Genomic DNA, 24,183 nt, shown 5'->3' on the forward strand with positions numbered 1-24,183 from the left:
AAGACGACCCGCCGCGCCGGCAGGACGCGAACGGGTCTGAAGCACTTGGTGATACAATATGACTATACAACATAACACCGCCCATAAGCAAGGATCGACGTGGGATGAGGTGAGGGCTGCTCACGACACGGAGCGAAAGCTATCGGCGACGTCAGAGCCGCGAATGCCCGAGAAAGCCGGCTTGCATCCGGGTCTTCTGTGTATGCAGGCGCTGGATGCTGACGGCCGGCACAACATCACGCGTATCAATCCCAAAACCGGCTTCACCAAAGGGCGATGCTTTCCGCCTGGCAGTTGGGACGCCATCGCCGCTTACATCAATGTCTGGAATGGCGTTGAGAACTTGTATTTTTCTTGCAATGAGCCCAGGCCGGATGCGCCGGACGGCAAGCTGAGCAAAGCCCAAATCGAGAACGTGCGGGCTGTTTTCATCGATGTTGACCCCAGAGACGGCTTCGCTCTGAGTGATGAGCGCAATCGGCTTCACAAGCTTGCCGACGATCTCTTGGCCGGACCGGTGCCGCCCTCGATTGTCATCGACAGCGGCTCCGGCGTCCAGATGGTGTGGAAGCTGGAAACGAAGTTGCCGGTCAGCGGCTCGGAGGATCATCCGCATCTCAAAGCGGCGGAAGCTCAGGGCGCGGGGATTGCTGCGGTTATCGGCGGTGACGCGACGCAAAACATCGATCGAATTCTTCGAGTACCAGGCACGATCAATCTCCCGAATGAGGTTAAGCTGCGCAAAGGCCGCGTAAAAGCGCAGGCGAAGCTGCTGGGCGTCACTGATGCGCTCTACACCATCGACGCATTGGCTAAACACTTCGAACCACGCGCCAATCTCCGAAAATCGGCCAACCGTGAGGGCGCCGTTGCAGCGGCCCAATCTGAATTGCATCTCGCCTCAGCGTTCCAGGCAGTTCGTTATGACGACCTGGACCCCGAGCTGCGGGAGAAATTTGAAGATGCGCGGCGGGCAAATACGAAGCTCGAACGGCTATGGGAAACCGGTGAGCATGACGGCAGCGACCTCAGCGGCTCAGGTCGGCGCTTCGCCCTTGCGTCGCGCCTGCGGCGGGACGGACGCTTCGATGTGAACGATTTCGCCTCGCTCTTGTGGATCTGGGACCACGCGGTGCAGCCGGGCGATGATCCTGAAGCAAAGCTGACCGAACGCGAGATCACGCGATGCTGGGGGAATACAGAACCGGCACCGCCCCGCGCGGCTGTTGATCCCGCGCAAGTGTTTGAGGGATCATCAAGCGATCTCGACGGCGATGTGACGCCGCGTCAGCGCCCGCTGATCACGATCCGCCAAGGGGATCTGGCGTCCATCGCGACCGAAGCCGAGGCGGCGCTGGTGAACGCCGGCGCGGAACTCTACACGCGCGGCGGGGCAATCGTCCGACCCGTCGTCGAAGACCTGCCGGCGGCAAGAGGCCGAACAGCGACTGTCTCGCGCACCGTCAAGGTGAGCAAGGAAAGCCTCACCGACCATTTGGCGCGCGTTGCCGATTGGGAAAAGTTCGATGGCCGCTCGAAAAAGATGGTCCGCGCCGATCCGACCAAACAGATCGCCGAGATCATTCTTTCCCGCGATGGTGAGTGGAAACTCCCGAAGCTGGCCGGGGTTATCACTACGCCTACGCTGCGGCCTGATCTTTCAATGTTGTCCGAGCCGGGTTACGACGCGGCAACCGGCCTTCTGTTGTGTCGACCGCCGAAGATGCCGGAAATTCCGCTGAAGCCGACGCGCGCGCAGGCACAAGAGGCGCTGTCTCTGCTGCAAAGTCTCGTTCGCGGCTTCACGTTCGTCGCCGAGGCAGACAAGTCCGTTGCCTTGTCGATGCTCATGACGCCGGTCGTTCGCGGCGCCATGGGCTGTGCTCCGCTCCATGCGGTGCGCGCGCCGTCGCCCGGATCCGGCAAGAGCTATCTTACGGACCTTGCCGCGGCCATCTCGACCGGTCAGCCGTGCCCCGTAATCACGCCGCATCCCGATGAGAAGGAGTTGGAGAAACGTCTCGGCGCAGCACTGTTATACGGCCAGTCACTCGTTTCGATCGACAACCTGAACGGAGCATTGAGCGGCGACGCCCTTTGCCAGATTGTCGAGCGCCCATTGGTGCAGGTTCGTCCGCTCGGGGTCAGCGAGCTTGTCCGCATCGAGAACAAGCACACGGTCTTTGCCACAGGCAACAACCTGCATCTCCTCGGCGACATTGTTCGGCGCACGGTCGTTTGCACCATCGACACCGGCCTGGAACGCCCCGAAAAACGGGAGTTCAACGACAAGCCGTTCGACGCGGTTCTCGCCGACCGGGGCAAGTACGTCGCCGCGGTCCTGACGATCGTGCTGGCCTACAAAGCGGCAGGCTTTCCCGGCCAGCGGCGGGATATGGCTTCCTTCGATGAGTGGTCCAAGATCGTGCGCTCGCCGCTCATCTGGCTCGGTTGCGCCGATCCGGTCGCGACGACGGAGACGGCCCGCGCAGAAGATCCGGTGCTGGCGAGCATGACTGCCGTCATGGGCGCCTGGCTGTCTGCGGTTGGGGTAGACGTTCCGTTGAGCGCCGGCGGGTTGAAGGAGCGCGCCGACGCTGATCCCGCCCTGCGCGCAGCGCTCATGTCTGTGGCCGGTGATCGAGCCGTTATCGACGCTCGACGGCTCGGGGCTTGGCTCGGAAAATACAAAGGACGAATTGTCTCCGGCCTTAAATTCGTTTCCGAGGAAGACAGGCACGCGAAGCAGAAGGTTTGGGTTCTAAAATCTGCGGGTAGTGCGGGTATTAGCGGGTATGTTTCTAACCTAACGTGGGGAACTGTCAGGTTAGAAGATGCTAATATAATGATAGATGACAGTTACATAGAAGGGGTTGAAAACCTACCCGCAGATACCCGCACTACCCGCAAGGACATCTTGTCTGGACCGATAGGGGTTTTCTCGTGATCCGGGCGCGACCCCCTGCGGGAGTGGGATCTGGTCGTGTCGCGTTGATCGGCGGGGCGGCTGGTATGGCGCGCTCAATCCGCGATACCTCAACGGCGCTTGGGGAGAATATGCGGTGAAGAAGGGTCAACCGAACTCATGGCAGCGGTCTGCGCAGTGGCGGGAAATCAGCCGCGCCGCCATCCGCAGGTGGAACGCGAAGCGGGCGTCTCTTCCGAAATGCGGCGCCCGGCGAAAACGTGATGGTGAGCCGTGTCTAAACCTTGCCATGGCGAACGGAAAATGCCGATGCCATGGCGGTCGTACGCCGCGCGGCGACCAATACCGTCAGATACAGTGGCCGAACGGGAGTGCGCCTGACGCCGAGCGAAAGCTTGCCGCTAAGCTGAAGCGTGCCGAACGCAACCGCCGGGCGAAAGAGCGGCGCCTGGCGGCAATGACACCAGAAAAACGAGCAGCGCACGAAAAATGGCAGCGCGATCACAAGCCTGGACCGGCCGCCGATAGGGTTCGCCGGCGCGCCAATCTCAAAGCGGCCGCCGAGTTCCGCGCCATCTCAGAACGCGCGGACGCTCGTCCGCTATCACCGGAGCTTTTGGCCTTGCAGGCCGAGCGCGAGCGGATCGAGGCCGAGCGCGATCGTGTGCTTCGCCAGATTGAGAACAACAAACCAGTAGGGGTATTCGGATGAGATCCGCAAAAGAACGCCGGGAGGCACTGGAACGGGCCAAAGGCCGCCTCCAAACCGAAGGTGTAGAGGCGGCCGTCGAGGCCCTGATCGCCGTGTGTCGGGACGAGCAGGCTCCTGCCAACGCTAAGTCAACTGCCGGATCGGCGCTTTTGCGTGCGAATGGCTTGTTCGACAAAGGCACGACCGCGCCGGATAAGGAAATTCATGAAATGAGCCTGGATGAGCTTCGCGAGTACACGGCGCGTATCGAGCAGGACCGCGATGCAATGCTGTCGGAAATGGAGGAAGGCGAAGAGACCGCGTTCGACTGACCTTCAACCACCGTTTTTTGCCCTTAGCCGTCTCAGGATCCAGATTCTTCGGGCCGTTGCCGCAGGATCGTACCCTTTCTCCTTTACCGCGGCCCGCGACTTGGACGTGCGCGCTGACTGCTCCTTCGCCTCGATCGGCGGATTTCGGCATAGCGCGCTTTCTATGTACGCGTTCAGGTCGCCTTCACGGATCATTACCGGGCGGCCAGGCAAGTAGGCCAATTTCCCGTCAAGCCGCAGGCGCTTCACCTTCGAGGTTGAGCAACGTAGTTTGTCCGCGACTTCCTTTTCAGTCAGTAGATCGAACACAGATTATTCCTTGTCACTTTTGTCATTTTACTTTGAGATACGAAACATACATTTAGTATGATAAGCTATCTGCTCTTGAATAATCAAATAATTGTCTTCTATAGTGCCACTCATCGGTCAGAAAATCGTTTCCACAAGACGGATAGAGGCAGAGCTAAATGAAAACCAGCGAACAAAAGTCAGGTACCCCGCCAGGATTTGGGGTTTGCGTGATCGACGTGAGCGTCGAGGAAATCCCTGCGCATATGCTCCGGGTATCGCAGATCCTTGAAATGAACCGGAACGACAGCAAGCTTGCCGTGAAATGGAGGATGGAAGGACGGAGCAACCGCCATCCTGCCATGTCGAGGGTCGAAGGGCCGGTAGCCGGGATCGCGGCGTTTCTCAATCACGTCTACGTAAGCGATGAAGATGCGAAAGGGACGCCAACGGTTTTCGTTAGGTGAGGCGCCGTTTCGACTTCGGCGTCGATAGTCGAATTTTATCATCCACCCCATGCGAGCAACGCTTCATCGGCGGCGGCCGGATCCGCCCGGATGCGTAGCACGGTCTGGCGGGTTAACCCCGTCCGCGCGGCTATTGCTGACGGGCCTTCGCCTGCCGCAAGCATCTGATTGACGACATCGAGCGACGCGCGGTCGAAGCTCGGCTTTCGGCCTTTGTAGACGCGCGGCCGGCTTGCTGCGTCTGCCCGCGCGTGTTCGATGCCGGCCCGCTGGGCGATCTTCAGCGCGTCGGCCTGTGCTTCGGCCAAGGCTGCCAGAAACGCGATTTGTGCATCGCGCATGGCTTTCTGCATTGGATCCTTCGTGGCGCCGTCGAAAGTCAGTCCGTTGATCACGGTGCGGATGACGACGCCTTGCGCCATGAACTCGCGAACCGTTTCGGTGACGTCCTGATAATTGCGCCCCAGGCGATCAAGCCAGCGAACGACAAGCGTGTCACCGCGCCGCAACATGTCGAACAGGCGCCGGCCCTGCGGCCGTTCTCTTAGCGGGACAGAAACGCCCGAAACGCCCTCGTCGATCAGCACGTCGCGATCGTCGAATTTGAAACCCGCTTGCCGGGCATGGTCGATCTGATGGCGGATGGTTTGCTCGCGCGTCGACACGCGCGCATAGAAGATGGTGCGCATTAAAACTATCGGCCGGCTCGCGCCGGCCGCTCCCATGTTGCGTTAGATGGCGATTGCGGCAGGTTCAGCATATTCCGAATGCCGCTGAAGGAACGTGGCGCAAGCATCGCGCAGCCGCGGCCAGTCGGTGTGCATCCAGGCGCCTTCGATTTCGGCGAGCGCAAGTCGCGCCGTCCGGGTGTCGCCGGATTGAACAGCGTCCGAGAATTCACGTTGGGCGTTGAGGAATGTCTGATATTCGAAAGCGCGGATGTCGGTGTTCATGGCGTTGGCTCCTTTGTACGTATGGGCTATGTACGAACTAAATCATGTACGTTGATGACTTGTCAACCCGTACGTACATAAAATTTATTCGTCGCACTTCGTCCGCATGGGTATACCCGTACGGTCAGGCACAATGAGGCAGCGCTGTCGAAACGATCGCGCCGGGTAGGGGCGATAGGCGCCGCCGCGCTGGCCCGGTGTGGTGCCCCGGCCCGACCCCTGGCGGGCAGTCCAATGGCAAACTGACCGGGGGCGGTCCACGTCCGTAGAAATTTGCCGTCCGCTGGATGTTGGACCCCGCCGGAAGAGACGAAAGGTCGGGCAATTCACGCTGGTCTCACCGGCCGTTTTCTGTTACGTTTCACCTGCTGGTAAATCGCGAAAATCGAGCAGTCGCATCGCCGCCCAACCGGGCAATTGTCAATCGAACCTCAACCTCGCTGACACCTGTTCCGCGATCCGGTTCGTGACCTTGCGATGCACTATGGCCCTTTCCGCCCTGCCTTCCGAAATCCTCGCCGAAAACCTGCTGAAATGTGGGGCTATAACCGCGCAGCCAGGCGATCCAGACTTCGACAAAAGCAAAGTCGGAGCGGATACCGTGCTGGATCAAAGCGAAAAGATCGAAACCGCGATCGTGCAGTTCGGGCAATTGGACTGGCTGTCTGACGCGACGCCGATGTCCCTCGAAATGGGCCTGCGACATGTCTTGTCCCTGCGCCCCAAAACCGCGGAGGTTCCGGGCTGGAACCCATTGACCCAGCGGGAACATGAGCGGCTGTTATCCGCGATCTACGGCGGGCTGGGAGACGCGATCGGTGCGCTTGGCGACCGCATTCCGGTTGAACAGCTTCAGACGGGAATGCTTGCGGCGGCAATGGTCGTTGACGATCTGCGCTCCGGTTCGATCGACAATGACCGTCATCGGGACGCTGCCGCGCGAGCCAAGATCCTGATCTACTACGCGCAGATTTGCCAGTACGAGGACGATATCGAAAAGCGGCGCCGGGAGCGTGAGCGCGCCACCGTCGGGAAGATGCTGGCGCCAGCGAAGCCGACGGAAGACGAGTTGTTTCGATGACTACCGCCGCAGCCCACGATCAGCACCTGGCCCAGGCCGTCGACCATCTGCGCGCCGCCGCGGAAGGCGAAAAGCCATTGTTGACCGGGGCGTTGGGGCTGCGTTCGCTGTTCTATTCGCTGGGTTCGGGACAGCCTCTCGATCCGCAGCTTGCGGGCGAGGTCTCGCGGCTTCTGTTTGCGGCGGCCCCGCACATCGCGGACGCCGCGTCCGGCCGCCTGGCGCCGGAACACATTTTCGTGGCCCTTGGCTGTGCTTCTGCCGCAATGGGAAACGTGGATGCCGAGCGCCTCCGTGGCCTGATGGCTTTTGCGGCCATCTTGGAGGCTGAAATCCGCGCGCTTCATCTTCGAGACTATCTCGCAGCCGGAAGCCAGATCGACCTGGCGGTCGCGCTGTCCCGAACTCCCGTCATCGCCGCGCCCTATCCGGTCGGCCCGACGACCGTTCATTGAGGAAACGACATGCCGTTTTTCAATAATCCAGCGTTTGGTCGAGCCTATGACACCATCGCCGCCATGTTCGCGCCGCCGTCCGGGGCAGAGGCCGCAAATTGGGCCACCGCAAGCGCTAAACAGGCGGACACGAACCGGCGCGGTCAGGTCTTCGACTACGCGACGGATCCGAACTTCAACTTGGAGCGCTTTGATCGCATGGGCGTCGGGGCGAACCTCTACGCGCCGAGCCAGAGCTACTACGCGGTCAACAAGGACGACGCCACGAAACGCTACGGCTTCGATACGCAGGCGGCCACATCGCGGGCAAACAACACCGCAGACAATGAGCGCGCGATCCAGACCAATCGGCTCGATAACCAACGATCGGCCATCGGAACGCTCTTTCAGCCGCTGAACCCCGGTCAGGTGCGGCCGGAGGTTTCATCCGAGTTTATGGACGCGCTTCAGCTTCCAGCGGTCGCCGCAGCGGCCGGCGCGCCCAAGCCGCTGTCCGAGACGGAGTGGCGGGCAAACCAAAACCAGCGCTTGCTCGACGGCGGCCAGTTGACCGATAGCGATCTGCTGGACGCTATCACGGGCGACAAGACGCCGGTCAAGGCGGTCGATCCGAACACGCACCAGCCCGTATTCATGTCTCCCGGAGCCGCCGTCCGGCAGGGCGCACAGCCTTATGAGGCGGCCAGCGCCGAGAAGGTCGACAACTACTTGGCCTTAGGCCCGAATGGCGAGGAAGTTCGGTTCCCAGGCATCGTCGGGCCGAACGGGCAGATCGTCAATGCGAATGATGGGAAGGTCGTGCCGAACGTCATCCGCAAGGAAGGCACGGGCGGCGGGATGTCGTTCGAGGCCGACGGTCAGGGCGGCGTCCGCTTCACCACCGGCGGCGCCGGTAATACGATCAGCCAGCAGACCAACCTGCAAGGCCAGCGCGACGCCGCAACGCAGAGCGCGCGGGAACTGCAAACGCTCTTCGACAACATCACGGCATCGGACGTGGGCGTTGCGGGCAACGTCAACGACTTCCTGACGAACTACGGCGCCCAGGTGTTCTCCAACGTGGCCCGCGGCGACGTGACCGCGATGCGGACACAGATGCAGACCACGGCGATGCGGATGGCGCGAAGCCTCGCCGGCGACAACCGTATTTCCGACACCGATCGTCGCATGGCTGAAGATATCATGGTGGGTCAGGGCCTCGGAGAGAGCTTGCCCGGTGCGAAGGCGAAACTGGCGACGCTCGTCGTGCTCAACGCATACCGTGCGAAATTCGCCGGTTCGCTGGCTTCAGGTGGAGGGGCCTTGCCGCCGATCAACGGTAGCGTGCTGGGCCAACTGGTGGACGATGGCGCGATCACGCCCGCGCTGGCGGACGAATATCAGCGGACCATGCTGTCTGCGAGCCGCGGCGGCCCGACCCGCATTCCGAGCGTGGGTGAACTTGAACGGGATTTCAATCCGACGCAGCTCGCCGCACCGCCGGAATCGGCCCCGGCCGCCGCGCCGGCGGGCGATATTCCGACCGTACGGACGCCGGAAGAGGCGAACGCGCTGCCATCCGGCACGCAGTTCCGCACACCGGACGGACGCCTGAAAGTGAGGCCATAATGGACCCGTGGGCAGCTTTCCCCGACGCTCCGGCCGCGAAGCCGGCTGACGATCCGTGGGCCGCGTTCCCTGATGCGGGCACTGCATTGTCAGCCTCGCAGCCGCCGGAAGATCGCCGCGACAGCACAGGCGTTCCGGGCGGCCCCGACATCACCCCCGTTCCGCCAGCGTCCTTCGGCGAGCGGGCAATCGATGCGTCCGCATCCGTTCTCGGTGCGCCCGTCGACGCGGTGAACAACGTTTTGAGTGCGGTCGGATTGCCGACCAGCAAAACGCCGTTCATGGGGTCCGATTTCGTCGGCTCGATCCTGCATGGCCTCTCCGGTTCGCGGGAGGCGCGAGAGATTGGCGATACGCCCGGCATCCAGGCCGGCGGTGCGCCGCTCGGCCAGCGTCTCTATTCATCGTTCCTGAACACCGACAAAGCCAAAGATCAGTATCTGACGAACACATACGGCCCCGAGAACGAAGGCTGGTATGTGCTGGCCGACCGCTTCGGCAATCCGACCGATCGTCGTGTCGTGCGCAACCCGGACGGATCGGAAAACCTCTTCAATCCTCCCGGCGTCGATATGGGCGACGTAGCCGGCATTGCGGGCGGCGTGCCCGACCTGATCGGCGCGATTATGGGCGGGAGCGCTTCCGTTCCCGCGTATGCGCTTGGCCCCGCTGCGGGCATTCCCGCATCGGCCGCGCTGTCCGCCGGCGGCGCACAGCTTGTCGGTGAAACCGTCGGGCGCTTGTTCCCCGAGAACCGGGAGGCCGAACCCAGCATCGTGAGTGACGTTCTGCCGCGCGCCGCCGGCGAAGCCGGAACTGATGCTCTTATGGGCGCGATCTTCGGCGGAGCAGGGCGGTTCGGAACCGCCGTGCTGAACAAGGCTCGCGCTCCCTTTGCCAAGAGCGCGTCCGACCCGGTGGCGACCGAGTATCGGCAGGCCGCGGAACGGCTACGCGGGCAGGGCCACCAGCGGCCCTCGCGAAGTTTGTGGTTGCCGTCGTCGTTCCAGGTGATGAAGTCCACCGATTGCGTCGGCGCGATGTTGTAGCGGGCCTCGGTATTGCGCCCGGAGCCTTCCGCAGGAGCCGTCAGCCGATAGAGCCGATGGATTTCAGACCAGGACAGATATCGGGTGTAGCGGCCGCACATGGCCCTAGCCTAGCCATACGCCTCGGCCATGTCATCACCGGTCCAACAAGACTGCACCCAGGCAATCAGGTCGAAATGCTCGTCCGTGTCCCATCGTACCCAATCGGGATTTTCTCCGCTTTCCAGTTCTTCGTCGCTCCGCCAGCGCACATGTGCGAAATGTCCGGCTCGGTCCTTGCCCACAAACCATGATCCGTCCTGCGGAGCGGTAACGGGCAATCCAGGTGCCGCGGCTGCGCGGAACTCGACCTCGGGCGGGTTTTCCTTGCGGAAACGTTTCCGCGCGAGATGGCCGGCTTCGCTCTCGTCGTAGAAGCCGGGCGCCCGCCGCCGGGAAAACTCCGCCTCAAAAGCCGCTCGATCCTTCTTCCAATACATCTCGACGAGTGGATTAAGCCGCTCATGTACGACGTCCATCTCGTCAGCCGTAAGGCTTGCGGCGCCGCTCCTGCTCAATTTCAACGCGACACGATCCTCGGGCCGATCTTCGTTCATCTGCCCCGCTTCGATCAGTTCGACCGCGATGCCGACGACTGGGGCATAGGCGTCTTCAAGCTCGTCGTAGTCGTTCTCGTAGTCAAATTCTGTATTGTCGTCGTCGTTGGCGCCACGATGCATCCTTGTTGTCATCGTCGTCTCCTTTCAGGCCAGCCCGCCCACGAATGCGCTGGTGTCACCGCGAGGCGACATTGCGAGCCTGACGGCGCCGCGACATCCGCGCGCCCGGCAGGTCGCTTCCTTCTCAACTTCGTCCAGATATAGGAACTCGCGCTCCGGCGACGAGCAGATCGCCTCGCGCGTCAGATAGTGGACATGGCCGCAGCTCTTGCAGGTCAACTCCAGCTTGTCGCGAACGTCCAGGTCGCGCACCTGCACGTTCTCTTTCCAGGTGCTCACCAGAAGTCCTCCGCCGTCGGGATACGCGTGTAGCTGATCTTGCCGCCAACGTGGCCGCCGGCGGGCGGCTTCCAAGGTCCAAGGCTCATCACCGTGCGGCCGTAACGGGCGTTCAAGCCGTCGATCGCCGTCGACACGCTCTCCCATTTCTGCCGGGTGCGATCGTCGTTGATCAGCATGTCGAGCTGCCGCTGGTCGGCGAGGCTCAATTCGCACAGCGTCACCCCGACGCGGAAGACCTGCGTGCCGTTCGAATGCTTGCGGCGAACCCGCTCCCACAGCCGGGCGAGGCCGGCGAGAACGGCCTGATCGTCGTTGACGATCGGCAGCTTCAATTGGTCACTCCACTCGCCGCCGCGCAGCGCAAGCCACAGCATCAGCCCGTTGCAGTAGTAGCCGGCGCGCCGCAGTCGCCGCGCCGCCTTGATGAGCAGCAGGCGGCATATCTCGTAGGCGGCCGGTAGGGTCCGGCTCTCGGGCGGCAGCACGCGACCGTGGCCGAACATGCCGCGTTCGGCCGGTTGCGCCTGAATGTCATAGCCATGCAGCGCGTACCAAAGCCGCTCGCCGTTGACGTTGCCCCACAGCTTGCGCATGTGCTTCGGCTGGAGGACGTAGAGATCGGCCATGGTGTAGACGCCGGCACGCGCCAGGCGCTGTTCCATCCTTCCGCCGACGCCCGGCACGTCCGAAAGCGGCAGCGCGATCAGCGGCGCCGGGAGGTCTTCCGGCCGCCAGATCATCAGCCCGTCGCCATATCGGTCGTACGACCGCTTTCCAGCCTTGCAGGCCATCTTGGCGAGTTGCCGGTTCGCGGCGAAGCCGATGGAGCAGGTAACGTAGGGACCGACGTTGCGCGCGATGGTCGACTTCAGCCTTACGCCGAGGCCGACCGGATCCTGCCGGCCGCTTTCGTCCAACCGGCAGGTCAGCTCGTCGATGCTTTTAACGGCGTCGATCGGAATGACGCTCTCGATCTCGGCCAGAAGTGTATTGTGCGCGCGGCGATATAGATCGGGCTTCTGCGGCACCAGCACGATGTCGGGGCAGCGCTCCCGCGCCTCGGACACGTTCATGACGTTCTTGACGCCGAACAGCTTCGCCTCCCGCGAGCAGGCGATGACACAGGTGCGGTCCGTCCCCTCAAAAGGAACGACGCCGACCGGCCGGCCCCATAGGCGCCGATCGGCCTGCTGCTCGACGCTTGCAAAGAAGCCGTCGAAATCGAGATAGAGGCGTTCGATGGTGTCAGGCTTCCGCAAGGCAAAGCTCCGCCGTCGCCCGGCAAAGCCGCGCCAACGGTCATTTGAAGATGGATGTCGCACGCCACCGATCGGCCGGCGTGTTCTCAAAATGTTCTCATCCTGACAATCTGTCAAGTGGAAAGGAATGTGTTCCTAGCCGAGGATGAGGCGAAACCCGCCGGTAATGGCATAGACCACCATGAAGGCGACGACGGCGGCGAGCAGGAGCATAGAAACGCGCATCAGAGCAGCGCCCATGCCAGCGCGCCGCCGATGGCGAAGAAGATCGAGAAAGCCAACAGAAAGGTGAGCTTGTCGAGCATGCAGCAGTTATAGTCCATCCAGGCGACGACCTGTGCTGACGACATGAGAGCACTTGGGAGGTTTGTCGCGCAGTTTCGACGGTAGTCGCATCGAGCTACTACTAGCGGGGGAGGGCTGGAGAGACATCCACAGCGGTTATCGCCGAGCCCATCCAAACTGGGCGTCTCAAGTCCCCGGCCTCGAAAATAACCCATACGGTCTGGCCTATGTAGGGGACCGCGACCGCCATCGTATATCGCTGCTCGATCGGAGCACAGCATTCGGCCCAAAGCTCTTTCGGAGGATCGAGGAATGTCAGTCGGACTTTTGCGCGGAAGCGCCCTTCTGGATCGCGGTCGGCGACGACTTCGGCCTGGTAGATGCCGGGGAGTTTTTCAAATGCCATGTGCTGATCGTAGCACCGCTGCCTAAAACGAAAACCCCGGCCGGGGCCGGGGGCGGGGATCATCTAATTTTAGAGGCGTCCAAGATCGCATCACCGGTCGGTGTCTCATCTGGTACGAGAGCGAGGTTGAAGGCTTGAATTTGAACCATCACAGATGGCACCGCCTGCTCTGGGGATGGCCCCATGTTTCCAACATTCAGACCAACGTTAACACCCACTGCCCACTTGCCCTCGGCTATACCGGCGGACTTCAACAATGCCGTACCAACCTCTTTCAGCGAAAAGTTATATTGGCTCACTTCAGGCATTGAAGGTCATCCCGATACCGGCTACCGGCGTTGATACCGCGCCTGGTTTCTGATCAAGCGTGCTCGCGTTCACCGTCTTCAAATTCATAGAATTGAGCACGAAAATTTGCGCCGACTGCGCCCCCTGTCGAGAACTTAGAACTTGCCACTCAAGGGACTTCCCAAACTCAGCTACAGCGTGCGCGTGATAGTGACGTTGCGTTAGAAGAAAGCAAATATATGAATTGAGGCTGACGCTTTCCCGCTGAGCCTTTCGCTGAAGGTCTCGATGAAGTTCCTTGGGCATGCGTAGAAGGGTTTTTCCGCTGGCCTCTTGAAGCGGATTGCGCTCTATCGGGGGAGGAATTGGGTTCCCCGCAGCTCTGGCAGCTTCGATCCAAGCCGAGATAGCCCCTTCGATTTCGGTAGCTGCTTCCGCCATGGTCTCACCGAAGGCCGAGCAGCCGGGGAGATCGGGGGCTATAGCGATAAAGCCCTCGTCTTCGTCGCTCCAAAAAATCTCCGTAGCATACTTATTCGCCATCGATCTCGTGCTCGTACTTGTCCAACATTTCGATCAGTTGCCTAACCTGATATGGCTTTGCTCGACCGTTTGCGATCCGTTGAAAGTTCAACTGAACCAGCTCTCCTGGCCGTGAACGCGTGCAATGAGACCCGGATCCGCCAGTCGAGGTGAACCCAATCAGATCAGCAGCGCGCAACGCATCCTCATAGCGGACATCTTTCGGGTTGTTGCGGATATCCGCAATCAGCTTCTTATTCCGGCTCACGCTGATACCACATGTAATATCACCTCTCCATAGCGCAATTCACAAATCGGTGTCGAGGTTAATAATTGTCGCCTCGTCCGACTGGATCGCTCTTCGCATTTCCCTTCCCGCTCGCGCCGCTACCTCTGGACCGCACTCGCAAGCCTCCACCAGTTGGTTATTTCTTTGACGGATCGCCGCACCTGCCCTTCAGGCGGGCGATCTCGGGCCCCTGGTCGGCGCCGCCGAGAGGTACGCCGATCATGAACACGCCGAGCGCGTCCTGCGTGGCAGTACGCGACTGCTGCTGGTAGAGGTCGGACAGGCGCTGGCGATCGGCGGCGGTGCAGGCATTGCCGTCCGAAGCGGTGGCCTTGATGTTCTGTGGAGGTGTCGCGCACGACGAGGTGACGCATAGCGCGGCGGCCAAAGCCGCCCATTTCCGAATAGTCATTTCCCAAGCCCTTCGTAAACCCGCATCTACGATTTCACTTTTCCCAGCGGGCCACAACCTCGGGCGGTGGAAAACATCGTTCGCCGATACGTTCCTGCCAACTAGGAGCGCGCTTTTACATGACCATGGTCCTGGATGAGGCCTAGCGACCCCGCAGTACGTGAAAGAAGTATCCGCCGTTTCATGTCGCGTTTCATGTCGCGTCGAGTAGCCGCGCGTCAGTCAAAACCCTTAAAAATCAAGGAAAGTCAGTTGCAACATGAACGCGACATGAAAGTCGCCTGTCTGCCTGTAAGTTATTGAAAACGTTGGTGCCCAGGGGCGGAATCGAACCACCGACACGCGGATTTTCAGTCCGCTGCTCTACCAACTGAGCTACCTGGGCCTCGCTCCGCAGGCTGCTGCCCGCAGTCTTCGAAAGCGCCACGGCGACCCTCGAAAGCGCGTGGGTTATAGCACGAGAATCGCCTCTGTCCAGCGGTGCCATGTCGATTTTCAACCGGGAATGAAAAAGCCCTGCCGATATGCCGCAAAGGCTTGAGAATCCTGGGTTGCGCCGGCCCGTAAGGCGCAGTCTCAGCCGTCGTTCCGGCTCGGATCGGGATCTTCCGGCGTCTCTTCGTCGTCGCGCACGGGAATGGCGTAGGCGCCCTTCAGCCAGCGATTGAGGTCGATGTCCTTGCAGCGGGCCGAGCAGAACGGATAGCTGTCCCGAGCGGATGGCCTGCCGCATTCGGGGCAGGGACGGCGTGGCCGCAACGGCGTCACGGCGGCCTTGTCGGTCCCGCTCAAGAAATGCCGTCCTTGGGCCACGCCCTGTGGACGTCGAAACCCTCGCCGGAAAGCAGGGCGGCCGTCTCGTAGAGCGGCAGTCCGACGACATTGCTGTAGGAGCCGACCAGCTTGACCACGAAGCTGCCTGCAAGGCCCTGCACCGCATAACCGCCGGCCTTGCCGCGCCATTCGCCCGAAGCGATGTAGCGATCGATCTCCTTGCGCGGCAGGCGCCGGAAGCGCACCCGCGTTTCCACCAGCCTCTGGCGTTGCTTGCCCTCGGGCGTGATCAGGCAGATGCCGGAATAGACCCGGTGCGAGCGTCCGGAAAGCAGTTGCAGGCAGAAGGCGGCGTCGTCCAGCGTTTCGGCCTTGGGCAGTATCCGCCGGCCCACCGCCACCACCGTGTCGGCGGCAAGCACATAGGACGGCGCATGGCCGGTTTCGCCCTTCAGCGAAGCCAGTGCCTTCTCGGCCTTTTCCTTGGACAGGCGTTTTGCCAGGGAGCGCGGATGTTCGGCCCGCTGCGGCGTCTCGTCGATATCGGCCGGAAACACCCGGTCAGGCTCGATGCCGGCCTGCTGCAACAACTCGATCCGGCGCGGCGAACCCGAGGCAAGCACGAGCGGATGCGGATAGCTCATCGCGAAACCCGAACTGTCCGGCTCGAATTACTTGAAACGATAGGTGATGCGGCCCTTGGTGAGATCATAGGGCGTCATCTCGACCAGGACCTTGTCGCCGGTCAGCACGCGGATACGGTTCTTGCGCATGCGTCCGGCGGTGTGGGCGATAATTTCATGTTCGTTTTCGAGCTTCACCCGGAACATCGCGTTCGGCAGCAACTCCGTCACGACACCAGGGAACTCGAGGACTTCTTCCTTCGGCATTCGATACCTTTGCTTGGATGAATTCCGGCGGCCCGCCGGATTTGGCGCGGAACCTATATGATTATCCGCCGCTTGTGAACACGCTTATTGGGAACCGGCCTTCTTCTGCGCCAATCCGAAACGCTGCGCGATCCTGGCCCTCAATCGGTCGCGCACGTCGCGATAGGCGGCCATGATCTGCTCGCGGGTGCCCGTCGCCGTGGTGGGATCGGGCATCGGCCAATATTCCACGTCCACGGCCATGGAGCGGGTCAGCTCCAGTGCCGCGTGGTGCGCTTGCGGCGCAAGGGTCACGATCAGGTCGAAATAGTCGTCTTCCAGTTCCTCGATCGTCCTCGGGTGATGATCGCCGAGCGACAGGCCCTCTTCGGACAGCACGGCATCCACGAACGGGTCGCGCTCGCCGTGGCGCACGCCGGCCGAGGCGATGAAGGTGGCGGGCGGCAGCATCTTGTGCGCGAGCGCCTCCGCCATGGGCGAGCGCACGGCATTCATGCCGCACATGAACAGGATCGAACGGGGCGGGCCGCCGGCCGTCAGGTCAGCCTCGCCAGTGCAGGACGCAAACCAGCGTGAAAAGCCGGCGCGCAGTGTCGAAATCGATCTCGATCTTGCCGGACAGGCGATCCATCAACGTCTGCGAGCCCTCGTTGTGCAGGCCGCGCCGCCCCATGTCGATGGCCTCGATCTGGCTCGGCGTGGAGGAACGGATCGCCTCGTAGTAGCTTTCGCAGATCAGGTAGTAATCCTTCACGATGCGCCGGAACGGCGTCAGCGACAGGATGTGGGTGACGACCGCCGTGCCGTCTTCGCGGCTGATGGCGAACACCAGCCGCGAATCGGCCAGCGAGAGCTTCAGCTTGTACGGTCCCGTGCCGCCGTCGCTGACGGGCCGGAAGCTGTTCTCCTCGATCAGGTCGAAGATCGCCACGGCGCGCTCGTGCTCGACGTCGGGGGTCGAACGTCCGATCGTCTCGTCCAGCTCGACATCGACCAGTCTGGCGCTCTGTTGGCCCGGTGTCGCCATGACCGCCTACATGTTCAGCCGGATTGAAACGGAACGCCCGTGCGCGGCGAGCCCCTCCGCTTCGGCCAGCGCGATCGCGGCCGGGGCCAGCGCCTTGAGCTGGTCCGGTCCGAGCTTCAGGATCGACGTGCGCTTCACGAAGTCGAGAACCGACAGGCCGGAGGAAAACCGCGCCGAGCGCGCCGTCGGCAGCACGTGGTTGGAGCCGCCGACATAGTCGCCGATCGCTTCAGGCGTGTGCCGGCCCAGGAAGACGGCGCCGGCATTGCGCATGCGCGCGAGGAAGGCTTCCGCGTCCTCTATGGCCAGTTCCACGTGCTCTGCCGCGATGCGGTCGACCAGCGGCAGCGCCGCGTCGAAGGTATCGACCAGGATGACGGCGCCGAAGTCGCGCCAGCTTGCCGCGGCGATCTCGGCCCGTGGCAACGTGCGCAACTGGCGTTCCACCGCCGCTTCCACCGCCCGGCCGAAAGCCGCGTCGTCGGTGATCAGGATCGACTGCGCCGAAGCGTCATGCTCGGCCTGCGCCAGCAGGTCGGCGGCCACCCAGTCGGGGTTGTTGCTCGCATCGGCCACGATCAGCACTTCGGACGGCCCGGCGATCATGTCGATGCCGACCGTGCCGAACACCTGCCGCTTGGCCGCCGCCACATAGGCGTTGCCCGGGCCGACGATCTTGGCCACGGGGCGGATGGTCTGCGTGCCATAGGCAAGCGCGGCCACGGCCTGCGCGCCACCGATCCGGTAGATTTCCGAAACGCCGGCAAGGTCCGCGGCCACCAGCACCAGCGGGTTTAGCATGCCGTCCGGCGCCGGCACCACCATGACCAGGCGTTCCACCCCGGCAACGGCCGCGGGCACCGCGTTCATCAGCACGGAGGAGGGATAGCTCGCCGTGCCGCCCGGAACATAGAGGCCGACCGCCTCCACCGCCGTCCAGCGCCAGCCGAGTTCCACGCCGGCCGCGTCGGTATGGCGCTCGTCCTTCGGCCGCTGCTTTTCATGATAGGTACGGATGCGGTCGCGCGCGAACTTCAACGCCTCGACCGTTTTCGGGTCCGCCTCGCCGTAGGCGCGCGCGATGTCGTCGCGCGACACCGCCATCCCGATCTTGCCGAGGTCGGTGCGGTCGAACCGGCGCGTATAGTCGGCGAGGGCGGCGTCGCCTTCGGCGCGTACCCCGGCGATGATCTCCCGCACGGCGGCATCGACATCGGCCGACACTTCCCGCTTGGTGGCGAGGAAGGCGGCGAAGCGCTGCTCGAAATCGGGGTCGGACGTGCGGAGGGTAACGGCCATGACGCTCAATTCTTGTGGATGGGGCGGGACGTCGCCTGCCATGCGCCGCCCGTGTCGGCAAGGCGGGCCTCCACGCATTCGACGTCCAGCATGATGGCGCCGCCGCCGGAGAAGATCAGCTCGACAAGGCCGGAAGGCGGCGCGAGCGGCACGAAGCTGATGGCCAGGAGCGACAGCACCTCGTCGCGCTTTTCGCGCTGGATGCCGCTGGTCTTGACGCCCAGCACGCGGTCGAAATGCAGGACGGCGCGACGCCTCTCATTGTGCTGGCGGAAGAATCCCGGCTTCCTCTCCCAGACGAAGCGGTTCATCGGCATGATGAAATGCCTTGCCGCCGGCAGATATTCCAGATCCCCCACCTTCATGGCGGCATCCTGCACATGCGCCGAGATGATGCCAAGATCCTCGGCGTCGAGCGCTATCAGCTTGAGGGCGTCCATGCGGATTCCGCGCTTGCGAAGGTTCAACTCAAGAACCTTCTGTTATGCGGTCTTGCAAGCGTACGCAACCGCACGGGCAGAGAGGCGGCCGGGGAACAAGGCGGCAGAAGGGGTCTGTTCCGCAGGCCGGCAGGCCGATACCCTCTGGCGTCCCGCATTTCAGCCGCTGATGCGTTCGATCACCGCGCCGCAGCCGGAAAGCTTCTCTTCCAGCTGCTCGAAGCCGCGGTCGAGATGGTAGACGCGGTTGACCGTGGTCTCGCCTTCCGCCGCGAGCCCGGCAATGACCAGCGACACGGAGGCGCGCAGGTCCGTCGCCATGACCTCGGCGCCCTTCAGCTTGGAAACGCCCTCCACGATGGCCGTCTGGCCCGAAAGCGTGATGTGCGCGCCGAGACGGGCCAGTTCCTGCACATGCATGAACCGGTTCTCGAAGATGGTCTCGGTGATGCGCGACTTGCCCTTGGCCATGGTCATCAGGCCCATGAACTGGGCCTGCAGGTCGGTCGGGAAGCCCGGGAACGGCTCGGTCGTCACGTCTACGGGCGAGATGCCGGCGCCGTTGCGCCTGACGCGGATGCCTTCATTGGTCGGCGTGATCTCGGCGCCGGTCTGCTCGATCACGTCAAGCGCCGCCTGCAGCAGATCGGGCTCCGCCCCCTGCAGCAGCACGTCGCCGCCGGTCATGGCAACGGCCATGGCATAGGTTCCGGTCTCGATGCGGTCGGGAATCACGCGCAGGCTGGCGCCGTGAAGCTCGTCCACGCCGTCGATGGTGATGGTCGAGGTGCCGGCTCCCGTGATCCTGGCGCCCATCGCGTTCAGGCAGTCGGCAAGATTGACCACTTCCGGTTCGCGGGCCGCGTTTTCGAGCACCGTCTCGCCGCGCGCCAGCGTGGCCGCCATCATCAATACGTGCGTGGCGCCGACCGAAATCTTCGGGAAGACGTAGCGATTGCCCTTCAGCCGGTTTTTCGCGCTGGCAACGACATAGCCGTTGTCCACGTCGATGTCCGCGCCCAGCGCCTGCAGGCCGTCGATGAACAGGTCGACCGGTCGCGTGCCGATGGCGCAGCCGCCGGGCAACGACACCTTGGCTACGCCCATGCGCGCCACCAGCGGGCCGATGACCCAGAAGGACGCGCGCATCTTCGACACGAGATCGTAGGGGGCCGTGGTGTCGACAATGTCGCGCGCGGTGAAGTTCAGCGTGCGGGCATAGCCGTTGGAGCCGTTCTGATGGTCGCGCTTGCCGTTGACCGAATAGTCCACGCCGTGATTGCCGAGGATGCGGATGAGCCGCTCCACGTCTGCAAGGTGCGGCACGTTCTCCAGGGTCAGCGTCTCGGGGGTCAGCAGCGCGGCGATCATTAGCGGCAGGGCCGCGTTCTTGGCGCCCGAGATGGGTATCGTGCCGGTCAGCTCATTGCCGCCGACGATCCTGATTCGATCCATGGAGAAGCGTCCCTCGGCCGGAATGGCCGCTTTCAATCGTTTGAGTGTGATCTGCCCGTCTAAACCATCGGCCGGATCGGTTCAAGGAACACCGTTCCCGGCCGGCTGGCGCAGGCGATCAGGCGAAAAATTTCCCTTTGCCGATGACGGCTTCGGGCAACATCGCGCAGCGCGGCGTTCACGCATCCTTCGGATTCGCGTCGCCGCCGGTGTCGCGCCCGGCCGATGCCTCGCCGAGCCCGTCCGGCCGCGCATCGCCTTCGCCGGCCCGCCGCGAGCGCGTTTGCGCCTTGCGCCGGGCCAGATTGGCGCGCAATTCGGTCGCGAGCCTCGCCTTGCGGTCGCCGCCCTTTGCCGCTTGCGGCTTGTCCGGTGGATTGGTCTTGCTGTTCATCGTCCCGTCCCTGGTTTGATGGATAGCGCGGATTGTGGCGTCGCCGTGTCGGACGAACAGCTTTTCACAGCATTGAACAGAGCGCCTTGCGCTTCCCGATTCGTTGTGGCAGAAGTCCGCCGCATTCGAGGCGCTGCCGTAGCTCAGTGGTAGAGCACTCCCTTGGTAAGGGAGAGGTCGAGAGTTCAATCCTCTCTGGCAGCACCATTTTCTTTCCGATCCTGAAGCTTTGCGTCCTCTGGTCATCCCTGGCCGCAGAAACACGAGATGCTTGCCCGCGGATTGCGCCGACGAAGCGATTGCGCGAATCGCTTCGGCCGCTTGGCGTTACGGCCGAACGTTGCGCCGGACTGCCTGCGGCTTACTTTTTCTTCGCTTTCGAGGTGTTCAGGGCGACGGCCGCGCGGACAAGGGCCTTCAGCGCCTCCGCATCGATGTCGTCGGTCTCGCGGATGTCGATGGCCCGCCTCGTATTGCCCTCGAGGCTGGAATTGAACAGGCCCGACGGGTCCTCCAGGGAAGCGCCCTTCGCGAAGGTCATCTTCACGACGCTCTTGTAGGTCTCGCCCGTGCAGATGATCCCGGCGTGCGACCACACCGGAACGCCGCGCCATTTCCACTCCTCGACCACTTCGGGATCGGCTTCCTTGATCAGGGCCCGGAGCCGGGCGAGCGTCTTTCCGCGCCAGTCGCCGAGTTCCTCGATTCGGGCGTCAATCAATCGAGAGGGCGAGAGGCCTTCCTGTGCCGCGTTCTTCTCCATGCCGTTCGCGCTCCGCTACATCTTCACGTTCCACATGACAATCTATTGAAGCGGAAACGAACGGCCAAGACGCATGGGTGGAAATCCGTGCCGCTCCGCTTCATCGGGCGCCGCCGGCAGCTGCCTGCCTGCATTTGCAGCTCATGCATTCGGTGGCAACGGCGATGTTTAGCTGTTCTTAATGGAAGGGGCATTATTTGCGGCAGGCGGGAATATTTTGAGTGTTCGAAGTATTCAGGAATGTTTCCTGATTTCGTTACACTTTTAAATTCATGGGGTTGTTGCCCTCGGGCAACCGGTCGGGCGGTGGGGCGACGGATGCGGTTGATGTTGATTGCAGGTGCGGTTCTGGTCCTGTCTGCCGGCTTGATGCTCGACGACATCGACGGACCGCCGCTCCATGCCGTAAGCGTGGAGTCGATGGCGCTGGAATCCTCGCCGATCAATCCGGACTGGATACTGGAAGGCAATCCGCAGGCCCGCTGGTACGAGCATTCCGTCAGCGACGACCGCGCGGCCTATACCGCTGTGTGGGATTCCACGGCCGGAACCTTCCGCTGGCGCTTCGACTGGGACGAGACGGTCTACATTCTGGAGGGCGACGTCCACGTCACCGATCAGGACGGCCGCACGCGCACGCTGCAAGCCGGCGATGTCGCCTATTTCCGGGCGGGAACGTGGGCAACCTGGAAGATCGACCGCTACCTGAAGAAGGTGGCGTTCGTGCGCCGCTCCCTGCCGGAACGGCCTGCCGCCTTCATCTATCGATTCAACGACGCCGTCCGGCGTCTCGCCGCGACGGGCGTTCGTTGAGGCCAGGCGCCGGATAGCACTTCGCTGCGGCTATTTTCCGAGTTCCACCGAGCGAAGCCGCGCGGCCTCGACGGCCTCCGTCACAAGCGTCTTCAACCTGTCTTCGCCCATCAGGACCGACAAAGCCGCTGCGGTCGTGCCGTTCGGGCTGGTCACCTGCCGGCGCAGTTCGCCGGGTTCCTCGCCGCTTTCGGCGGCAAGCGCGGCCGCGCCATAGACGGTCTGCATGGCCAGCAGCCTTGCCGTTTCGGCCGCCAGCCCGGCGCTTTCGGCGGCGGCGGTCAGGCACTCTATGAAGTGGAAGACATAGGCCGGGCCGGAGCCCGACACCGCGGTCACGGCGTCCATGAGGCCTTCATCGTCTATGGTCGCGACTTCGCCGCTCGCCGACAAAAGGTCGAGCACTTGCCGCTTGCTCACTTCGGACACGAGCCCGTTGGCGAACACGACCATCATGCCCTTGCCGATCGCGGCCGGCGTGTTGGGCATGCAGCGGACGATTGGCGCCTTCGCGCCGAGGATCCGCTCGAAGGTTTTCACCGGGGTGCCGGCGGCGACGCTTACGAAGGTGGTGCGGCCGTCGCCGAAGCGGCGATAGTCTTCCGTCACCTCGCGTATGACCTGCGGCTTTACCGCGAGCACGACCAGGGCCGGGGCCGCATCGGCCGGGATGGCGGCCGCGTCGGCTGCGGCCCGGCAGCCGAGCGCTTCGGCGCGCGCCCTGAGATCGTCGTTCGGTTCCACCACGAAGACCTGCTGCGGCCGCAGCTTGCCGGATTTCACCCAGCCGGCGAGCATGGCGCGGCCCATATTCCCGCAGCCGGCGAGGACGAGTTCGATCGGCATGGAAACCTCCCTGGAAAGCCCTCCCATAGACGTTCGGCGTCGTTTGCGAAAGACCCGCGCGCGTCTGCGATTCACCGCGGGCGTCTGCATTGAGCCGGTCGGCGAAAGGGTTCGTTAGCCATCTTGCGCGGCAGTTCGGGCCTCGCGTTGAAACGCGCCCGGCGATTGTCGAAGGTTTAAGCAAAGGTTCACCCTGCCCTGATAGCCGAGGCTGCGCAGGAAGGTGAGATGCACCCGTCGTTTGTCATATCCGCCGCGGCAAGCCGCCCTTTGGCAGAACGCTTCACGAAAAAGCTGGAACAGTTCGGAAGTTTCGGGCCGGGGAGAGCGTGGCCGTGAACGTTCATGCCGAGTCGGTCGCATTCGATGTTCGCGCGCACAAGAACATTCTTGGCGTTTCCGTCGCCAGCGTCGAATGGGACCAGGCGATCGGGCTGCTCAACCGTCTCCTGCGCGACCGGCATTTCACCAAGGTCAGCTTTCTCAACGCGCACAACGCCAATGTCGCTTCGGTCGACCCGGAGTTTGCCGCCGCGCTGGACGATTTCCTGGTGCTGCCGGACGGCGTCGGCGTCGATATCGCTGCCAGGCTGCTCTACGGCACGCCTTTTCCGGCCAATCTGAACGGCACCGATTTCGTACCGGCCTTCCTGCGGGCCTCGTCGCGGCCGCTGACCGTGGGCCTGCTCGGCGCCACCCGCGCCAATGCGGAAGCGGCTTCGCGCAAGCTCGGTCTTCTGACGCCGCAGCACCGATTCGTCGTCATCCATGACGGTTATTTTTCTTCCGCCGAGGAGCCGGGCGTCATTGCGCGCATCGCCGACCTGCATCCCGACATATTGCTGGTGGCGATGGGCGTTCCGCGCCAGGAATTCTGGATCGCCCGCAACATCGATCAACGCCACTGCACCATGCCGATCGGCGTCGGCGCGTTGCTGGATTTCATGAGCGGCTCGGTGCCGCGCGCCCCGGTCTGGATGCGCAGGCTGCGGCTGGAGTGGGTGTTCCGGCTGATGATCGAGCCCGGTCGCCTGTGGCGCCGCTACATATTGGGCAACCCGATCTTCCTCTGGCGGGTGATACGGCAGAAGCTCTCGCGCGCAAAGCCTGGCTCTGAAGCCGGCCGCTAAAGGCGCGGCTGCTGCTGAAAGTCGCTCCGCCGTCTCGCGG

At 62.9% G+C, this 24,183-nt stretch carries 33 protein-coding genes and 2 tRNA genes; 10 read left to right on the forward strand and 25 right to left on the reverse strand.

The features are described from left to right. Positions 1 to 163: 163 nt before the first annotated feature. From QU595_RS02210 to QU595_RS02220, 3 genes are all read left to right on the forward strand, one after another. Entirely contained in the window at positions 164 to 2,947 is a 2,784-nt protein-coding gene (locus QU595_RS02210) for a hypothetical protein (protein WP_315918642.1), read from the forward strand. 115 nt (positions 2,948 to 3,062) lie between these two features. After that, the gene (locus QU595_RS02215) at positions 3,063 to 3,638 is read left to right on the forward strand and encodes a hypothetical protein (RefSeq protein WP_315918643.1); all 576 of its coding nucleotides are present in this window, start codon (positions 3,063 to 3,065) and stop codon (positions 3,636 to 3,638) included. Continuing rightward, positions 3,635 to 3,949 (forward strand): hypothetical protein, encoded by a 315-nt coding sequence (locus QU595_RS02220; protein WP_315918644.1) that lies wholly within the window; start codon positions 3,635 to 3,637, stop codon positions 3,947 to 3,949. The genes QU595_RS02215 and QU595_RS02220 overlap by 4 nt, the downstream gene beginning before the upstream one ends. Positions 3,950 to 3,952: 3 nt before the next feature. Here the strand turns inward: QU595_RS02220 and QU595_RS02225 are convergent, their stop codons facing one another. Further along, on the reverse strand, positions 3,953 to 4,258 hold the full coding sequence (locus tag QU595_RS02225; RefSeq protein WP_315918645.1) for a helix-turn-helix domain-containing protein: 306 nt from the start codon (positions 4,256 to 4,258) through the stop codon (positions 3,953 to 3,955). 158 nt (positions 4,259 to 4,416) lie between these two features. Between QU595_RS02225 and QU595_RS02230 the strand changes: the two genes are divergently transcribed. Then, positions 4,417 to 4,704, forward strand: coding sequence for a hypothetical protein (locus tag QU595_RS02230; RefSeq protein ID WP_315918646.1), 288 nt, complete (start codon positions 4,417 to 4,419; stop codon positions 4,702 to 4,704). Between the two features lie 38 nt (positions 4,705 to 4,742). Here QU595_RS02230 and QU595_RS02235 read toward each other — a convergent pair whose 3' ends face one another. Together QU595_RS02235 and QU595_RS02240 are read right to left on the reverse strand one after the other, a co-directional pair. After that, complete coding sequence (locus QU595_RS02235) at positions 4,743 to 5,393, reverse strand: recombinase family protein (RefSeq protein WP_315918647.1); 651 nt, start codon at positions 5,391 to 5,393, stop codon at positions 4,743 to 4,745. A 42-nt stretch (positions 5,394 to 5,435) separates the two neighbouring features. Further along, entirely contained in the window at positions 5,436 to 5,657 is a 222-nt protein-coding gene (locus tag QU595_RS02240) for a hypothetical protein (RefSeq protein ID WP_315918648.1), read from the reverse strand. A gap of 484 nt (positions 5,658 to 6,141) precedes the next feature. Here QU595_RS02240 and QU595_RS02245 point away from each other — a divergent pair, with 484 nt between their 5' ends. Genes QU595_RS02245 through QU595_RS02255 form a run of 3 tightly spaced genes read left to right on the forward strand, consistent with a single transcriptional unit; the run spans position 6,142 to position 8,801 of the window. Then, entirely contained in the window at positions 6,142 to 6,738 is a 597-nt protein-coding gene (locus tag QU595_RS02245) for a hypothetical protein (protein ID WP_315918649.1), read from the forward strand. Next, on the forward strand, positions 6,735 to 7,193 hold the full coding sequence (locus tag QU595_RS02250; RefSeq protein WP_315918650.1) for a hypothetical protein: 459 nt from the start codon (positions 6,735 to 6,737) through the stop codon (positions 7,191 to 7,193). The genes QU595_RS02245 and QU595_RS02250 overlap by 4 nt, the downstream gene beginning before the upstream one ends. A gap of 9 nt (positions 7,194 to 7,202) precedes the next feature. Continuing rightward, on the forward strand, positions 7,203 to 8,801 hold the full coding sequence (locus tag QU595_RS02255; protein ID WP_315918651.1) for a hypothetical protein: 1,599 nt from the start codon (positions 7,203 to 7,205) through the stop codon (positions 8,799 to 8,801). 89 nt (positions 8,802 to 8,890) lie between these two features. Here the strand turns inward: QU595_RS02255 and QU595_RS30160 are convergent, their stop codons facing one another. The 20 genes from QU595_RS30160 to QU595_RS02350 all read right to left on the reverse strand — a co-directional run bounded on the left by QU595_RS30160 (position 8,891) and on the right by QU595_RS02350 (position 20,591). Beyond that, a complete protein-coding gene (locus QU595_RS30160) occupies positions 8,891 to 9,115 on the reverse strand; it encodes a hypothetical protein (protein WP_410000464.1) in 225 nt (74 codons plus the stop codon). Positions 9,116 to 9,234: 119 nt separating this feature from the next. Further along, entirely contained in the window at positions 9,235 to 9,951 is a 717-nt protein-coding gene (locus tag QU595_RS30165) for an SOS response-associated peptidase family protein (protein WP_410000465.1), read from the reverse strand. A gap of 9 nt (positions 9,952 to 9,960) precedes the next feature. Continuing rightward, positions 9,961 to 10,581: a hypothetical protein gene (locus QU595_RS02265; RefSeq protein WP_315918653.1), complete on the reverse strand. Its 621-nt coding sequence runs from the start codon at positions 10,579 to 10,581 to the stop codon at positions 9,961 to 9,963. 12 nt (positions 10,582 to 10,593) lie between these two features. Then, positions 10,594 to 10,848, reverse strand: a complete 255-nt coding sequence (locus QU595_RS02270; protein ID WP_315918654.1) for a hypothetical protein — start codon at positions 10,846 to 10,848, stop codon at positions 10,594 to 10,596. Then, complete coding sequence (locus QU595_RS02275) at positions 10,845 to 12,110, reverse strand: DNA polymerase thumb domain-containing protein (protein WP_315918655.1); 1,266 nt, start codon at positions 12,108 to 12,110, stop codon at positions 10,845 to 10,847. The genes QU595_RS02270 and QU595_RS02275 overlap by 4 nt, the downstream gene beginning before the upstream one ends. A gap of 224 nt (positions 12,111 to 12,334) precedes the next feature. After that, complete coding sequence (locus tag QU595_RS02280; RefSeq protein WP_315918656.1) at positions 12,335 to 12,460, reverse strand: hypothetical protein; 126 nt, start codon at positions 12,458 to 12,460, stop codon at positions 12,335 to 12,337. 56 nt (positions 12,461 to 12,516) lie between these two features. Continuing rightward, positions 12,517 to 12,801, reverse strand: coding sequence for a phage baseplate assembly protein V (locus tag QU595_RS02285; RefSeq protein ID WP_315918657.1), 285 nt, complete (start codon positions 12,799 to 12,801; stop codon positions 12,517 to 12,519). A gap of 59 nt (positions 12,802 to 12,860) precedes the next feature. Further along, positions 12,861 to 13,109: a hypothetical protein gene (locus QU595_RS02290; RefSeq protein WP_315918658.1), complete on the reverse strand. Its 249-nt coding sequence runs from the start codon at positions 13,107 to 13,109 to the stop codon at positions 12,861 to 12,863. After that, positions 13,102 to 13,632: a type II toxin-antitoxin system HicB family antitoxin gene (locus QU595_RS02295; protein WP_315918659.1), complete on the reverse strand. Its 531-nt coding sequence runs from the start codon at positions 13,630 to 13,632 to the stop codon at positions 13,102 to 13,104. The genes QU595_RS02290 and QU595_RS02295 overlap by 8 nt, the downstream gene beginning before the upstream one ends. A 404-nt stretch (positions 13,633 to 14,036) precedes the next feature. Further along, positions 14,037 to 14,312, reverse strand: coding sequence for a hypothetical protein (locus tag QU595_RS02300; protein WP_315918660.1), 276 nt, complete (start codon positions 14,310 to 14,312; stop codon positions 14,037 to 14,039). A gap of 309 nt (positions 14,313 to 14,621) precedes the next feature. Next, positions 14,622 to 14,697, reverse strand: a tRNA-Phe gene (locus QU595_RS02305). 191 nt (positions 14,698 to 14,888) lie between these two features. After that, positions 14,889 to 15,104, reverse strand: a complete 216-nt coding sequence (gene yacG, locus QU595_RS02310; protein ID WP_315918661.1) for a DNA gyrase inhibitor YacG — start codon at positions 15,102 to 15,104, stop codon at positions 14,889 to 14,891. Continuing rightward, a complete protein-coding gene (locus QU595_RS02315; protein WP_315918662.1) occupies positions 15,101 to 15,730 on the reverse strand; it encodes a Maf-like protein in 630 nt (209 codons plus the stop codon). The genes yacG and QU595_RS02315 overlap by 4 nt, the downstream gene beginning before the upstream one ends. A gap of 27 nt (positions 15,731 to 15,757) precedes the next feature. Beyond that, positions 15,758 to 15,976: a translation initiation factor IF-1 gene (gene infA, locus QU595_RS02320; protein WP_006200926.1), complete on the reverse strand. Its 219-nt coding sequence runs from the start codon at positions 15,974 to 15,976 to the stop codon at positions 15,758 to 15,760. An 84-nt stretch (positions 15,977 to 16,060) separates the two neighbouring features. Beyond that, the gene (locus QU595_RS02325; RefSeq protein ID WP_410000491.1) at positions 16,061 to 16,471 is read right to left on the reverse strand and encodes a low molecular weight phosphatase family protein; all 411 of its coding nucleotides are present in this window, start codon (positions 16,469 to 16,471) and stop codon (positions 16,061 to 16,063) included. 46 nt (positions 16,472 to 16,517) lie between these two features. Next, entirely contained in the window at positions 16,518 to 17,003 is a 486-nt protein-coding gene (locus tag QU595_RS02330; RefSeq protein ID WP_315918858.1) for a UPF0262 family protein, read from the reverse strand. 6 nt (positions 17,004 to 17,009) lie between these two features. Further along, on the reverse strand, positions 17,010 to 18,302 hold the full coding sequence (gene hisD / locus QU595_RS02335; protein ID WP_315918859.1) for a histidinol dehydrogenase: 1,293 nt from the start codon (positions 18,300 to 18,302) through the stop codon (positions 17,010 to 17,012). A gap of 5 nt (positions 18,303 to 18,307) precedes the next feature. Further along, a complete protein-coding gene (locus QU595_RS02340; RefSeq protein ID WP_315918861.1) occupies positions 18,308 to 18,742 on the reverse strand; it encodes a DUF2948 family protein in 435 nt (144 codons plus the stop codon). A 159-nt stretch (positions 18,743 to 18,901) separates the two neighbouring features. Continuing rightward, positions 18,902 to 20,197 (reverse strand): UDP-N-acetylglucosamine 1-carboxyvinyltransferase, encoded by a 1,296-nt coding sequence (gene murA, locus QU595_RS02345; RefSeq protein ID WP_315918863.1) that lies wholly within the window; start codon positions 20,195 to 20,197, stop codon positions 18,902 to 18,904. A gap of 178 nt (positions 20,198 to 20,375) precedes the next feature. Beyond that, the gene (locus QU595_RS02350; RefSeq protein ID WP_315918864.1) at positions 20,376 to 20,591 is read right to left on the reverse strand and encodes a hypothetical protein; all 216 of its coding nucleotides are present in this window, start codon (positions 20,589 to 20,591) and stop codon (positions 20,376 to 20,378) included. Positions 20,592 to 20,723: 132 nt separating this feature from the next. Here QU595_RS02350 and QU595_RS02355 point away from each other — a divergent pair. Next, a tRNA-Thr gene (locus tag QU595_RS02355) sits at positions 20,724 to 20,798 on the forward strand. A 154-nt stretch (positions 20,799 to 20,952) separates the two neighbouring features. Here QU595_RS02355 and QU595_RS02360 read toward each other — a convergent pair. After that, the gene (locus QU595_RS02360; protein WP_315918866.1) at positions 20,953 to 21,354 is read right to left on the reverse strand and encodes a DUF1801 domain-containing protein; all 402 of its coding nucleotides are present in this window, start codon (positions 21,352 to 21,354) and stop codon (positions 20,953 to 20,955) included. 327 nt (positions 21,355 to 21,681) lie between these two features. Between QU595_RS02360 and QU595_RS02365 the strand changes: the two genes are divergently transcribed. Continuing rightward, entirely contained in the window at positions 21,682 to 22,167 is a 486-nt protein-coding gene (locus QU595_RS02365) for a cupin domain-containing protein (RefSeq protein WP_315918868.1), read from the forward strand. Positions 22,168 to 22,197: 30 nt separating this feature from the next. Here the strand turns inward: QU595_RS02365 and proC are convergent, their stop codons facing one another. After that, positions 22,198 to 23,013, reverse strand: a complete 816-nt coding sequence (proC, locus tag QU595_RS02370) for a pyrroline-5-carboxylate reductase (protein ID WP_315918870.1) — start codon at positions 23,011 to 23,013, stop codon at positions 22,198 to 22,200. A gap of 335 nt (positions 23,014 to 23,348) precedes the next feature. On the opposite strand from proC, the gene QU595_RS02375 reads away from it, so the two are divergent. After that, on the forward strand, positions 23,349 to 24,143 hold the full coding sequence (locus QU595_RS02375) for a WecB/TagA/CpsF family glycosyltransferase (RefSeq protein WP_315918872.1): 795 nt from the start codon (positions 23,349 to 23,351) through the stop codon (positions 24,141 to 24,143). Positions 24,144 to 24,183: the final 40 nt, after the last annotated feature.

The sequence above is a fragment of the Mesorhizobium sp. SP-1A genome (assembly GCF_032460275.1).
Classification (GTDB): domain Bacteria; phylum Pseudomonadota; class Alphaproteobacteria; order Rhizobiales; family Rhizobiaceae; genus Mesorhizobium.

Coding starts and splice junctions, on each gene's coding strand:
- QU595_RS02290 (WP_315918658.1), bottom strand. CDS start 13,109: ATGCCTGAAGTGAGCCAATATAACTTTTCGCTGAAAGAGGTTGGTACG.
- QU595_RS02230 (WP_315918646.1), top strand. CDS start 4,417: ATGAAAACCAGCGAACAAAAGTCAGGTACCCCGCCAGGATTTGGGGTT.
- QU595_RS02250 (WP_315918650.1), top strand. CDS start 6,735: ATGACTACCGCCGCAGCCCACGATCAGCACCTGGCCCAGGCCGTCGAC.
- QU595_RS02325 (WP_410000491.1), bottom strand. CDS start 16,471: ATGAATGCCGTGCGCTCGCCCATGGCGGAGGCGCTCGCGCACAAGATG.
- QU595_RS30165 (WP_410000465.1), bottom strand. CDS start 9,951: ATGTGCGGCCGCTACACCCGATATCTGTCCTGGTCTGAAATCCATCGG.
- QU595_RS02280 (WP_315918656.1), bottom strand. CDS start 12,460: ATGTCGTCAGCACAGGTCGTCGCCTGGATGGACTATAACTGCTGCATG.
- QU595_RS02350 (WP_315918864.1), bottom strand. CDS start 20,591: ATGAACAGCAAGACCAATCCACCGGACAAGCCGCAAGCGGCAAAGGGC.
- QU595_RS30160 (WP_410000464.1), bottom strand. CDS start 9,115: ATGCAGGATCGAGCCGACGAAATCGGACCCCATGAACGGCGTTTTGCT.
- proC (WP_315918870.1), bottom strand. CDS start 23,013: ATGCCGATCGAACTCGTCCTCGCCGGCTGCGGGAATATGGGCCGCGCC.
- QU595_RS02315 (WP_315918662.1), bottom strand. CDS start 15,730: ATGAGCTATCCGCATCCGCTCGTGCTTGCCTCGGGTTCGCCGCGCCGG.
- QU595_RS02340 (WP_315918861.1), bottom strand. CDS start 18,742: ATGGACGCCCTCAAGCTGATAGCGCTCGACGCCGAGGATCTTGGCATC.
- QU595_RS02360 (WP_315918866.1), bottom strand. CDS start 21,354: ATGGAGAAGAACGCGGCACAGGAAGGCCTCTCGCCCTCTCGATTGATT.
- QU595_RS02245 (WP_315918649.1), top strand. CDS start 6,142: ATGGCCCTTTCCGCCCTGCCTTCCGAAATCCTCGCCGAAAACCTGCTG.
- QU595_RS02265 (WP_315918653.1), bottom strand. CDS start 10,581: ATGACAACAAGGATGCATCGTGGCGCCAACGACGACGACAATACAGAA.
- murA (WP_315918863.1), bottom strand. CDS start 20,197: ATGGATCGAATCAGGATCGTCGGCGGCAATGAGCTGACCGGCACGATA.
- QU595_RS02330 (WP_315918858.1), bottom strand. CDS start 17,003: ATGGCGACACCGGGCCAACAGAGCGCCAGACTGGTCGATGTCGAGCTG.
- QU595_RS02210 (WP_315918642.1), top strand. CDS start 164: ATGCCCGAGAAAGCCGGCTTGCATCCGGGTCTTCTGTGTATGCAGGCG.
- QU595_RS02295 (WP_315918659.1), bottom strand. CDS start 13,632: ATGGCGAATAAGTATGCTACGGAGATTTTTTGGAGCGACGAAGACGAG.
- QU595_RS02240 (WP_315918648.1), bottom strand. CDS start 5,657: ATGAACACCGACATCCGCGCTTTCGAATATCAGACATTCCTCAACGCC.
- QU595_RS02235 (WP_315918647.1), bottom strand. CDS start 5,393: ATGCGCACCATCTTCTATGCGCGCGTGTCGACGCGCGAGCAAACCATC.
- infA (WP_006200926.1), bottom strand. CDS start 15,976: ATGCCGAAGGAAGAAGTCCTCGAGTTCCCTGGTGTCGTGACGGAGTTG.
- QU595_RS02300 (WP_315918660.1), bottom strand. CDS start 14,312: ATGACTATTCGGAAATGGGCGGCTTTGGCCGCCGCGCTATGCGTCACC.
- QU595_RS02285 (WP_315918657.1), bottom strand. CDS start 12,801: ATGGCATTTGAAAAACTCCCCGGCATCTACCAGGCCGAAGTCGTCGCC.
- hisD (WP_315918859.1), bottom strand. CDS start 18,302: ATGGCCGTTACCCTCCGCACGTCCGACCCCGATTTCGAGCAGCGCTTC.
- QU595_RS02220 (WP_315918644.1), top strand. CDS start 3,635: ATGAGATCCGCAAAAGAACGCCGGGAGGCACTGGAACGGGCCAAAGGC.
- QU595_RS02365 (WP_315918868.1), top strand. CDS start 21,682: ATGTTGATTGCAGGTGCGGTTCTGGTCCTGTCTGCCGGCTTGATGCTC.
- QU595_RS02255 (WP_315918651.1), top strand. CDS start 7,203: ATGCCGTTTTTCAATAATCCAGCGTTTGGTCGAGCCTATGACACCATC.